The 12,477-nt window shown below is 36.3% G+C and carries 11 protein-coding genes; 8 read left to right on the forward strand and 3 right to left on the reverse strand.

Annotated elements, in window-relative coordinates:
• Positions 1-249 precede the first annotated feature (249 nt).
• Positions 250-1,341, forward strand: coding sequence for a CotH kinase family protein (locus J2Y03_RS14005; RefSeq protein WP_310195118.1), 1,092 nt, complete (start codon positions 250-252; stop codon positions 1,339-1,341).
• 108 nt (positions 1,342-1,449) lie between these two features.
• Here the strand turns inward: J2Y03_RS14005 and rpsD are convergent, their stop codons facing one another.
• Positions 1,450-2,052, reverse strand: coding sequence for a 30S ribosomal protein S4 (gene rpsD, locus J2Y03_RS14010; RefSeq protein ID WP_132093217.1), 603 nt, complete (start codon positions 2,050-2,052; stop codon positions 1,450-1,452).
• Positions 2,053-2,431: 379 nt separating this feature from the next.
• Here rpsD and J2Y03_RS14015 point away from each other — a divergent pair, with 379 nt between their 5' ends.
• Positions 2,432-3,520: a sensor domain-containing diguanylate cyclase gene (locus tag J2Y03_RS14015; RefSeq protein ID WP_132093214.1), complete on the forward strand. Its 1,089-nt coding sequence runs from the start codon at positions 2,432-2,434 to the stop codon at positions 3,518-3,520.
• A 205-nt stretch (positions 3,521-3,725) separates the two neighbouring features.
• On the opposite strand, the gene J2Y03_RS14020 is transcribed toward J2Y03_RS14015, so the two are convergent.
• Complete coding sequence (locus J2Y03_RS14020) at positions 3,726-4,208, reverse strand: GAF domain-containing protein (RefSeq protein WP_132093211.1); 483 nt, start codon at positions 4,206-4,208, stop codon at positions 3,726-3,728.
• A 157-nt stretch (positions 4,209-4,365) separates the two neighbouring features.
• Between J2Y03_RS14020 and refZ the strand changes: the two genes are divergently transcribed.
• From refZ to mbcS, 6 genes are all read left to right on the forward strand, one after another.
• Positions 4,366-4,995 carry a forespore capture DNA-binding protein RefZ gene (refZ, locus tag J2Y03_RS14025; protein ID WP_132093208.1) on the forward strand — a complete coding sequence of 210 codons (630 nt, stop codon included), beginning with the start codon at positions 4,366-4,368 and terminating at the stop codon, positions 4,993-4,995.
• Positions 4,996-5,246: 251 nt separating this feature from the next.
• Complete coding sequence (ezrA, locus tag J2Y03_RS14030; protein WP_310195124.1) at positions 5,247-6,956, forward strand: septation ring formation regulator EzrA; 1,710 nt, start codon at positions 5,247-5,249, stop codon at positions 6,954-6,956.
• Positions 6,957-7,089: 133 nt separating this feature from the next.
• Positions 7,090-8,244, forward strand: coding sequence for a cysteine desulfurase family protein (locus J2Y03_RS14035; RefSeq protein WP_310195126.1), 1,155 nt, complete (start codon positions 7,090-7,092; stop codon positions 8,242-8,244).
• Positions 8,234-9,439, forward strand: a complete 1,206-nt coding sequence (gene thiI, locus J2Y03_RS14040; protein ID WP_310195129.1) for a tRNA uracil 4-sulfurtransferase ThiI — start codon at positions 8,234-8,236, stop codon at positions 9,437-9,439. The genes J2Y03_RS14035 and thiI overlap by 11 nt, the downstream gene beginning before the upstream one ends.
• Positions 9,440-9,541: 102 nt before the next feature.
• Complete coding sequence (locus J2Y03_RS14045; RefSeq protein WP_132093196.1) at positions 9,542-9,745, forward strand: alpha/beta-type small acid-soluble spore protein; 204 nt, start codon at positions 9,542-9,544, stop codon at positions 9,743-9,745.
• A gap of 149 nt (positions 9,746-9,894) precedes the next feature.
• Complete coding sequence (mbcS, locus tag J2Y03_RS14050; protein WP_310195131.1) at positions 9,895-11,478, forward strand: acyl-CoA synthetase MbcS; 1,584 nt, start codon at positions 9,895-9,897, stop codon at positions 11,476-11,478.
• Positions 11,479-11,520: 42 nt separating this feature from the next.
• Here the strand turns inward: mbcS and J2Y03_RS14055 are convergent, their stop codons facing one another.
• Positions 11,521-12,342, reverse strand: coding sequence for an NAD kinase (locus J2Y03_RS14055; RefSeq protein ID WP_132093190.1), 822 nt, complete (start codon positions 12,340-12,342; stop codon positions 11,521-11,523).
• Positions 12,343-12,477 lie beyond the last annotated feature (135 nt).

Consider the following 12,477-nt stretch of genomic DNA (forward strand, 5'->3'; position numbering starts at 1 on the left):
ATTTAAACCCATTGAATTAGCACTGTCTACAGCTCTTTGTATATCATTATTGAAAAAATCCGACATACTCATTACCTCCATTTCATAGTTATTGAAACGAAACATATAAATGAAATACGTTACTTTTCCCTAATAATCTATGTGGCTTGTACGAGATTGGTAATAGACAATCGCCTCCGAACCAAAAAAAAAAACCAGACAACCCCTTTTTGCATATGAGTATAGGAAAAAGAAAGGGGAAGGATACCTGTGGATCATTCTAAGAAACTACCTGAATATAAGTTTTTTATTCATCCTTTGGATTTTTCCGAGCTACGCAGGGATATTTGGGTTGATGATCCAATTACTGCAAAGCTGACCGTAAACAAAAAAAGTTATAACATCGATCTAGCTTACCGTGGCTCTCATATTCGTGGTTTTAGGAAAAAGTCGTATCATATAGCTTTTCACAAACCCATTACTTTTCGAAACGCAAAAGAATGGCATTTAAATGCAGAATATAAGGATCCATCATTCATAAGAAATAAATTATCTTTAGACTTTTTTAAGGAAATTGGATGTTTATCCCCGAAATCCCAGTTTGTTTTCCTAATGATAAATGGGAAAAATGAGGGACTTTATCTAGAATTAGAATCTGTTGATGAGTATTTTTTAGAGAATCAAAAACTGCCAAAAGGATCAATATTTTATGCTGTGGATGGTGACGCTAACTTCTCGTTAATGAGTGAACTTGATCAAGATATAAAGAAATCACTTGAGTTTGGATATGAGAGAAAATGTGGGACAGCTGAGGATGAGAATGCTTTACATGAATTAATCATAAAAATCAATACGATCCCAAGAGTAGACTTTGAAAAGGAGATTGTAAAATATATAAACGTTGAAAAGTATCTTTGCTGGCTCGCAGGTGTTATTTTCACACAGAATTACGATGGATTCGTTCATAACTATGCGTTATATCGGAACGGAGAAACGGGACTTTTTGAAGTCATTCCCTGGGATTATGACGCTACATGGGGAAGGGATATAAATGGAGAAGTCATGGAAGAATACTATGTGAGAATTGAAGGATATAACACATTGACGGCACGGATTCTTGATGTGAAAACATTTCGAAACCAATACAAAAAACGATTAGAAGATATCTTAAGTAACCAGTTTACTTTAGAATGTATGAAACCTAAAATCCAAGAAACTTTTGAGCTCATAAGGCCCTATGTTTTAAAAGACCCATATGTAAAGGAACAGATCCACCTATTTGATAAAGAACCGGATTTTATTTGCCAATATATTGAAGCAAGGGCAAAGTATATAAGTAACAAATTATATATATTGGATTAATTATACAATAGGCGACACCCCACCACAGAGTAAAATAAAAAACCCTAGAAACTGCGTTATAATAACGCTTCTAGGGTTTTTGTGATTGCTATTTAAAAAGCAAATCAATTACCGTGAGTAGAACTCAACAATAAGTGTTTCGTTAATTTCAGCTGGTAATTCAGAACGCTCTGGTAAGCGAGTGAAAGTACCTTCAAGCTTGTCTGCATCAAATGTTAAATAGTCAGGTACGAAGTTATTTACTTCGATAGCTTCTTTAACAACATCAAGATTACGTGATTTTTCACGTAGGCTGATAGTTTGACCAGCAGCTAAACGGTATGATGGGATATCTACGCGAGATCCATCAACCAAGATGTGACCGTGGTTAACTAATTGACGAGCTGCACGACGAGTACGAGCTAAACCTAAACGGTAAACTACGTTGTCAAGACGTGATTCAAGTAGGATCATGAAGTTTTCACCGTGAACCCCACCGATGTTGCCTGCTTTATCAAATAAGTTACGGAATTGACGCTCAGTTACTCCATACATATGACGAAGTTTTTGCTTTTCTTGTAATTGTAATCCGTATTCAGAAAGTTTCTTACGTTGGTTAGGACCATGTTGTCCTGGAGCGTAAGGACGCTTTTCTAATTCTTTACCTGTGCCGCTTAGAGAGATTCCAAGACGACGAGAAATTTTCCAGCTAGAGCCAGTATAACGAGCCATGAATGACTCCTCCTTAGTGTTTTTATTTTGGTAAAATAAAAACCGTTATGAAACATCAATGATAGCCATTCTGTTTTCATGCACCTTCGCCCTAGCAGCAGAGGGTTACAAGATACACCATCATAAGTAAAAATGACTCATGAGGAACAAAATGAATCCATTCACGTGTTCACATAGGCTGCAGTTATTTTACACAAAGAATATTATATAATTTTATTCACCCATGTGTCAAGTTAATTTCAGGAAACTATGAATAACCATTCGTAAATCTAATGAAAATAAAAAAACATACAAAAATCTCTATCACTATCACCTGTTTATTTACTATAATGATGATGATGTATAAAATTGGAAATAAGCAATAAAAGGTGATAAGAATATGGATGCAAAAGAGTTGCAAGAAGAGTTAACGAAATATAAAGAGATATTTCATGCAATTAACACGATTACTTTACTAGCAAATGCAACAGGCAGAGCAATAGAAGATGCAAAACTTTATCATCAGTTTAAACAAGTCATTTCGGAATTACAAACCATGAATGAAACCTCTCAAGAATTAAACGCAAATTTCCGTTTATTTAATATAATGGAATTTATGTCAAAGCAAATTACTCAAACATTTCATGCCCAGGAAGTGGGATTCTTCCTCTTTTCCAAAGATCACAGTAAACTGAGAGTACTTCCAGGTACAACCCCATTTTTTTTGACAAAACAGTCAAAGATTTATACTAACCTCCTAGAAGCTAAAATACATACAGAAAAAGAATCTATATTTATTGGAGACTTTAACCTTCCACTCCTAAATGACAGTAAAAAATACCATTCCGTAATGGCTGTACCAATCCTTCAAAGTAAGAGCATAAAAGGATTCACGATTGTTATGCACCAAAAACCTAATTATTTCTCATTAGAGACATTTAATCTCTTGCAGTCGCTCCTTTTACACTCATCACTAGCTTTGTCGAATTCAATGCTCAGGGAAGAACTAGAACATATGATCATAACGGACCATTTAACAAAGCTTCATTCCCGGAATTTTTTAGACGAAAATATACAGTATTCCATGAAGGATGATCCAGAAGGGGTCTTTATTTTAATTGATATTGATAATTTCAAGGAAATTAATGACACATTTGGTCATCAGGTAGGTGACGATGTACTAATTCAGGTAGCAAAATTAATTAAAAAGAATATTCGCGAAAATGATGTTGGTGCTCGTTGGGGAGGGGAGGAGTTAGCCATATATCTTCCTAGAGTTTCAATAGAGGAGGGATTAGAGATAGCCGATAGACTTGTAAAAACGATAGCAGAATGTACCTTCCCAAAAATAACGGTATCCTGTGGTGTTTCCTATTGGCATAAAGATAAACACGATACATACAAATATTTATTCAAAAGAGCAGACGAGGCATTATACCTTGCCAAGGGTACAGGTAAAAATAAGGTGGTTGCACAGAAAACTGCATAATAACTTGGCGGGGCACTTGAATGAAGTTCATTTGTGTGCCTTTATTATCGCAAATGTACTGACAGCGTTAACCAAAACAGGGGACCATATCTTGTGTTCTCAAGGTGTATATGGTTGTACATTTGGTTTATTGCAGTTGTTAAAGAGTAAATACAACATTTACAAACAGCCTATATAAAAAACTCGCCAAGGCGAGTTTTTTATGTTAGAGGTGCTCCACTAGTATAGTAGCAATCCCTTCTAATTGTTCTTGGTCTAACTCATCGAAGCGATTTTTCTCTGGCGAGTCAATATCCAATACACCCAGTAATCTTCCATCCTTAATAAGGGGGATGACGATTTCAGAATTAGATGCAGCATCGCAGGCGATATGGCCCGGAAATTGATGAACGTCTTCCACTCGGATAGTTTCCATATTCTTAGCGGATGTTCCACACACACCTTTGCCGAGGGGGATGCGAACACATGCGGGCAGTCCTTGAAAGGGTCCCAATACTAGTTCATTGTTTTCATCCATTAAATAGAAACCAACCCAATTAATACGATCAAGAAATTGGTTTAATAATGAAGCGGTATTACTAAGATTAGCGATTTGATTTTTCTCACCATGGAGAAGGGCCTGTAATTGTTTTGTTACCAAGTCATAATTTTCTTGGCGGGTCCCTTTGTACATTTCGACATTAAACATGTTTTTTCACCCATCCCTTCATAAAGTTCTTATCTATTTTATCAAACTTACAAGAAAAAGAGCATACTTTGTCGATAAGTTTATAAAGGAAAACACTATGATAAAAAGAATTGTTATAGTAAGGATAAAAAGGCCGCGAGTATACTGGAGGTGTACGATGAAAAAGGATTCTAAAGAAGTTATAGTAAAGGCAGCAATATCGCTTTTTAATTCAAACGGTTATGCGGGAACATCGATGCGTGATATTGCAGCTATAGCAAAAGTTAACTCAGCAACAATTGCCTATCATTTTGAGAATAAGCTTGGATTATTAGAATATTGCTTTACTTACTTTTTCGAGCAGTATCTTAGCATTATTGAGGAAAGGTTTTCAACGATGGATGCGGGTGTAAAGAATTGTTTAAAAAGGATTACAGCTGACTTACTCCACTATCAATGTGAAAATATTGATCTTACAAGCTTCGTGTACCGAGAAATGTCAATGGATTCTCAGGTAGTTAGAGAAGTTATGTCCACATATGCAGTCAAAGAAAAGTATTATTTTCAAAAGATTTTTGAAAAAGGGTTTGAAAGGAAAGAATTCCGTCCACATTCGATTGCTTACTTGATTATCCAATACAAGGGATTACTAATGATGCCATTTATTAATGCCCATTATTTACGAGAGGTACTTTATATTTTTCCGAATGAAAGGTTCTTTGAACAAAAGTACTTAAAGGAAATTAATAGTTGGATCGAAAACACACTGGGAACAAAAATCATTGAAAAGAAAGAGGCAATATTGTAATTGAAAAAAGTATCCAAATGTTTATATGATGAGCACTAGCTTGGAAATTAAATTTCCTACAAGCATGTGCTTTTTAATTTGGACTTTAGCCAAAATTTCAGACATAAAATATTAAATTCATATTTCTTTTTCAAAAAAAATGAAAATAATAGTCAAAAAACGTCGTTTACATGGTATCATAGAAGCATTGAACTTAACCGAGATTTAAAGGTTTTTATAGATTAGTATCTAGCGCTTTGGAGAATTTTGAAGTGTCTGAAACAGGGGGCTCGAACGTGAAGTATTTTATTGGATTCATTATCCTGCTGCTAGCCTTATTCGTAATAGGATATTTTATAAAGAAAAAGTATTTTAAAGAGATGGATAGGTTAGAGGCCTGGAAAATTGATTTATTTAACCGGCCAATATTGGATGAAATGTCAAAAGTAAAACAATTGAATATGACTGGGCAAACCGAAGAGTTATTCGAGGGCTGGCGCAATCAATGGGATGATATCGTCACGGTTAAATTACCCGATTTGGAAGAGATGCTGTTTGACGCTGAAGAGTTCATCGACCGTTATCGCTTTAATAAAGCGAAAGGAATTCAACAGGAAATCAATAATAAGCTGCAAGCAACTGAAAATGAGATTAATAAAATTGTCGAAGAACTTCATGAGCTTGTCGGAAGCGAAGAAAAGAACAGAACGGAAATTGAGCAGTTAAAGGAATTATACCGTGAGACGAAAAAAACCCTGCTTGCTCATCGACATAATTTTGGAAAATCTGAAAAATATCTAGAAGCCCAACTGGATGACGTAACGAAAAAGTTCCACGACTTTGACGAGAAAACGGAACATGGTAATTATCTTGAAGCACGCGAACTAGTTTTATCCATAAATGACCAATTAGTAAGAATTAAGCATAATATGGATCTAATTCCACAGCTACTGATTGAATGTCAATCACTTATACCTTCCCAGTTGACAGATATTCAGGACGGATATCGTGAAATGACTGAAAAAGGATATTATCTAAACCATATTCAGGTGGAAGATGAAATCGATGGTTTGCGAGAGAATTTAACTAATTATCTGAGCATGATTGAGGAGACGAAAATAGAAGAAGCTCAGGAAGGAATAAGTGAAGTTAAAGAACGAATCGACATTCTCTTTGACCTTCTCGAAAAAGAAGTTAACGCTAAACATTTTATTCTCCAAAATGAAAAAGGAATGAGCGGACTTTTAACTTCAGTATTAGAAGAGCATGATCATCTTTCTGATGAAGTCAAGCATGTTCAAGAAAGCTACCATTTAACTGATAGTGACTTTGAAATTCAAAGGCACTTGGAAAAGCAGCTTTCCTCTGTTACCAAGCATTATGAAATTTTAATAGAAAAAATTAATATTAATGAAACGGCATTAACGATTCTTTGTGAAGAACTTAAAGAAATAAAAACCCATATTGAAATAATTCAAGAAGAGCAGGAGAATTTTGGGCTCAAGCTTCAAGCATTACGAAAAGATGAGTTTGAAGCAAGAGAAACACTAAGGGAATTAACTAAAAAAGTGGGCGAAACGATTCGTTTAGTTTCTAAAAGTAATATTCCTGGTTTACCAGAGGATTATAAGTACTTATTTGATGATACAAATGAAAGCATTCAAAATGTAAAGCTTCAGCTTCAAGAAAAACCACTTAATGTTTCGGCACTAAACCAATATCTGGAGATTGCAGTTTTAACAGTCGATAAATTATCAAGTTCAACAATTGAACTGATAGAAAATGTTATGCTTGCCGAAAAAGCGATTCAATATGGAAACAGGTATCGGAGTCAGCATCCTTCTGTTGCCAAGGGACTAAGCGAGGCAGAACATGCATTTAGACATTTTGAGTACCAGGAAGCTTTAGAACAGGCAGCCACTTCTCTTGATTCAATTGACCCGGGTGCCTTGAAGAAAATAAAAGCCGCAATTGGAAAGTAATAGAGTAAACTCATTAACCGATTCAGTCAAATTTGGCGAATCGGTTTTTGATTTTTCAAAAATCATTAACCTTTTTCAATTGATTAAGTTTGTGGTAATATTTATTTTGCGCAAAGGTGAGGTGTTTTTTTTAATGATTTATTTTGATAATAGTGCAACAACAAGACCTTATAAAGAAGTGATTGACTCCTTCGTTAAGGTTTCAAGCGAATACTTTGGTAATCCATCTTCCCTGCATGGCTTAGGGGTGCAGGCTGAAAAACTTCTCACACAGGCGCGTGCACAAATGGCAAACCTCCTAGCAGTAAAACCGACAGAAATCTACTTTACCTCTGGTGGGACAGAAAGTAATAATTTAGCCATTAAAGGGACAGCGTTAGTCCATAAAAATAAAGGAAGACATTTGATTTTATCAAGTGTTGAGCACCCTTCAGTTCGAGGTGCGATGGAACAGTTGAAAAGTGCGGATTTTGAAATTACCTATCTCACAGTTGACTCGTATGGAAGAGTGAGCGTGGAGGATGTTAAAGCTTCTATACGTAAAGATACGATTCTTGTTTCTGTTATGCATGTAAACAATGAAGTTGGGACCATTCAGCCAATTAAGGAAATTGGCAAACTCCTTAAACAGTATCCAACTATCCTTTTCCATGTTGATGGTGTGCAAGCAATTGGAAAAGTTCCATTGAACTTAGTGAAAAACAATGTTGATTTATGCTCAGTTTCTGCGCATAAGTTTCATGGATTAAAGGGTACAGGTGCGCTTTTTATAAAAGAGGGTGTTAGATTGGACCCGCTATTGTCGGGCGGCAACCAGGAATGGCAAGTAAGAAGCGGAACAGAAAATGTAGCCGGTACTGTAGCAATGGCGAAGGCATTAAGAATGACTATGGGAAAAAGTGAATCGGGATTAAAAAAAATGGAAAGAGTAAAATCTGTGCTGCGAACAGAGTTAGAAAAAATGGATGGGCTTACCATCAATACTCCGTTGGAACATTCGGCACCACATATCTTAAACTTTTCAATCAAAGGAATTAAATCAGAGGTTTTAATTCATGCTCTAGAGCAAAAAGGAATCTTCTTATCGACGACCAGTGCCTGTTCTTCTAAGAAACAATTACCAAGTCAGACACTATTAGCAATGGGGGTTCCTGACGAATTGGCTGACAGTGCATTTCGAATTAGCTTATCGTATGATAATACCGAAGAGGAAGCACGAACCGTGGCAGGTGCAATCGAAGATGCTGCAAGACAGCTAAGAAAGGTTATGAAATTAGATGAATTATGATCATATATTGATTCGCTATGGTGAAATCTCCACCAAAGGCAGGAATCGAAATAAATTTGTAGACAAGTTACGAAAGAGTGTTCGAATTGCGCTGGCTCCCTTTCCGAAGGTTAAGATACGGGCTGAGCGAGATAGGATGTATGTTAAAGTAAATGGTGAAGACGCCCAAGAAATAAACAAGGCATTAAAAAATATATTTGGTATTCAATCCTTTAGTCCTGCGATAAAAGTGAAACGGGATATTGAACAAATGAAGGTGGCTGCCCTTGCGTTAGTAAAAAGCTTTTATAAAGAGGGAAAAACCTTTAAAATAACCCCTAAACGCTCGGATAAAACCTTTGAACTAGATACAGAGGGGATCAATCACACTTTTGGCGGTCATATTTTGGAGAATATAGCTGGAATTAAGGTTAATGTTAAAAATCCAGATATCAATTTGAAAATTGAGGTTCGAAGTGACGCCATTTACATGTCCTGTGAGAACATTTTGGGCGCTGGCGGATTACCAGTTGGTTCAAGTGGAAAAGCGATGTTAATGCTCTCTGGAGGAATTGATAGCCCGGTAGCCGGCTATTTCACCATGAAACGCGGGGTAGAAATAGAAGCTGTTCATTTTTTTAGTCCTCCATATACAAGTGAAAGATCGAAGGAGAAAGTGATTGATTTAGCTAAAAAGCTTGCTGAAATTTTTGGCTCAATGAAACTTCATATTGTCCCATTTACTACAATTCAGCAAACGATAAAAGAACAAATCCCAGAAAATTATTCGATGACATCAACAAGAAGATTTATGCTTCGAATTACTGATGAAATTAGAAAAAAACAAGAAGCGCTTGCGATTATTACCGGAGATAATCTTGGACAGGTTGCCAGTCAAACATTGGAAAGCATGTATGCAATTAATGAAGTAACCAATACGCCAATCTTAAGGCCTTTGTTGACAATGGACAAAAATGATATTATAAAAATAGCCAAAGATATCGATACCTATGATATTTCCATAAGACCTTTTGAGGATTGCTGTACGATTTTTGTTCCTTCTTCACCAAAAACAAAGCCGAAAAGAGAAAAAGTCCAGCACTACGAAAGTTTCTTCGACTTTGAACATTTGATTCAAGAAGCTGTTCAAAAAACAGAAACACTCACAATTAAGCCCGACAGCAAACAAGACTCAGAATTTGATGATTTATTTTAATACATGAAAATTGTTAAATATTTGTGAACAATTACCAATTGTAAAAAAGAATACAGCCATGTGATTCTACACATTCTATACTCACAAGGAGGTGAATATCACATGGCTAGTAACAACTCAAATCAATTAGTAGTTCCTGGTGTAGAGCAAGCTCTTTCTCAAATGAAATACGAAATTGCTTCTGAATTTGGTGTACAACTTGGTGGGGATACAACTTCACGTGCTAACGGTTCTGTTGGTGGTGAAATCACTAAGCGTTTAGTCGCAATGGCTGAGTCTCAATTAGGCGGCGGATTTTCACGATAACAAATGAATAAGATGGCTACAGAGAGTGGGGTTTTCCCACTCTCTTTTATTGCACTTTTCTTGTGACCAGATACTATAGGTTGGTTTAAATTTTTCAAATAATTTTGTATAATAATGTTTGTAGAGAGTTTTATGTGAGGAGGAGAAACATGAACCGTGAAGAATTAATTGCACCTGAAAAGTATAATTTAGTGTCTGAAATTGAACGATTTGCAAAAGATTCACAAAGATTAGCGTTAAGATGGGAAAATGAAGCAGGGGAAACAAAACAGGTTACATATGAAGATTTAATAAGAAAGGTAAATCAAGCGGGAAATGTTTTCACACAAAATGGCTTGAAAAAAGGTGATGTGGTTCTAGTTGTCATACCAAGACTAATAGAAGCCTATGTGGTTTACTTGGCTGCTTTAAAAGCTGGGCTGGTTGTTATTCCAAGTTCAGAAATGCTCCGTGAAAAGGACCTTCAGTATCGTGTTACACATGGGGATGTAAAAGCTGTTGTCAGCTATTACCCATTTGTGGATCAATTCGAAAATATTATTAGTAAACAACCACTTCTAAAGGTTTCAGTTGGAGAAAAGCAAGAGGGCTGGGTCCATTTAGAAGAAGAAATGACAGCTGCCTCAGAAGACTTTGTGTTTGCTGATACCCTTCGTTATGACATGGCTTTTCTATCCTATACATCTGGAACTACCGGTAACCCAAAGGGTGTTGTACATACTCATGGGTGGGCATTTGCGCATTTAAAAACAGCTGCACCAAAATGGCTTTGTATTGAGGATGGTGATACCGTTTGGGCAACGGCCGCACCTGGATGGCAGAAGTGGATTTGGAGTCCATTTTTATCTGTATTAGGTTCAGGAGGAACGGGCTTTGTGTATAACGGGAAGTTTGAGCCGCAAAAGTATTTGAGCCTTTTGGAGAAATATTCGGTTAATGTTCTTTGCTGTACTCCAACAGAATATCGGTTAATGGCAAAAGTAGAAAACCTCGATGAGTATAAATTACCCAATCTTCATAGTGCTGTTTCCGCAGGGGAACCGCTCAATCGTGAGGTTATTGATACTTTTAGGAGTCATTTTAATGTGGATGTTCGGGACGGCTATGGACAGACAGAAAATACCTTGTTAGTCGGGGTAACCAAAGGAATGGAGTTAAAACCTGGTTCAATGGGTAAACCAACTCCTGGAAATAGGGTAGAAATCATTAGCGAAGAAGGGGAAATCTGTCCTGTCGGTGAAGTTGGGGACATTGCAGTACATGTAGAGACACCGGCTTTATTTAAAAATTATTATAAAGATCCTGAACGAACAGCGATGCAGTTCCGTGGAGATTACTATATAACTGGCGATAAAGCCAAAAAGGATGAGGATGGATATTTCTGGTTTGAAGGCCGCAGTGATGATATCATTATCAGCTCCGGCTATACCATTGGACCGTTCGAGGTAGAGGATGCGCTCGTTAAACATCCATTTGTAAAAGAATGTGCGGTTGTGGCTAGCCCTGATGAAATTCGCGGCTTTATTGTTAAGGCATTTGTAGTGTTACAAGAGGGTGTCGATTCAAATGACCCTCAATTAACCCAAAATCTGCAAGAACATGTTAAAACAATTACAGCACCTTACAAATATCCAAGAAAAATCGAATATTTGTCAGAGCTTCCGAAAACAACTTCAGGAAAAATTCGCCGGGTTGAACTTCGTCAGCAAGAATTAAAATCCATTAAACAATAAGGTGCAAAAAAGGCTGTCGAAAACTTTCGGCAGCCATTGTGATTAAAGAAAGGTTCTTTTTACTTTTTCCCAGAATGAGTTATCTTTTAACTTCAAGGTTTTGATCTTTTTTTCACTGAGTTTAATCTGGATTTTTTCTACATGCCGGATACTCAAAGCCTCATTGTCTAAACCTATAGTAGGATGCTCATTTCCTTCAGCAGAAATTATTTTAAGCGTAAGTGTGCGTTCTCCCCCAATTACAAAAGGAGAACCTAATGTGCGGTACTTGTTATTATTAATTGATGCTACTTCACTTATTTGCATACAGGAAATTAACGGATCAACAACAGCACCATTAACAGATTTATTATAAGCCGTACTTCCAGTTGGAGTAGCAACGATTAAGCCATCTCCACGAAAAGTTTCAAAATGCAGGTCATTAATAAATACATCTAATTCAAGTGTTTTAATGAGGGACGAACGAATACTTAATTCATTAAGGCATAGAAATTTCCCTTGACCATCGACCGTTACTTCGATGATAGGATAACGCCGTACCTTCAGATCCTCATTCGTAACAGCCTCCACCTTAGAAACAGCCTCAACCATTTTTGAGGAATCATTTATTTTGAAATCACAATACATACTTAAACTATCCTTTGTTGTGATTCCACAATAAAGGACATCATCACGAAACCCGGTTTTCCTTACAGCCTGAAGAAAAGTACCATCATCACCGATGCTTGCAATAATATTGGCATTGCGATGGTCATTTACAATCGTTAATCCATACTGCTTTGCAGACTCATCTAAATTACTGACTTTTGCCAGCATTTCTTTATCTAAGTGATGATAAAAGTAAATATTACGTCTATTCCCCATTTTGCCCTCCAACTTTTATTAATAATTTGTAAAAACACCTTATTTACGTTTTAATTTTTGTTAAACTGAGATAGTCTTCTTTTATTTTAGCATTATTTTGAAAGAATATTAAATTATGTAAGAAAAATTATTATG

The organism is Neobacillus niacini, assembly GCF_031457145.1.
Taxonomy (GTDB): domain Bacteria; phylum Bacillota; class Bacilli; order Bacillales; family Cytobacillaceae; genus Neobacillus; species Neobacillus niacini_J.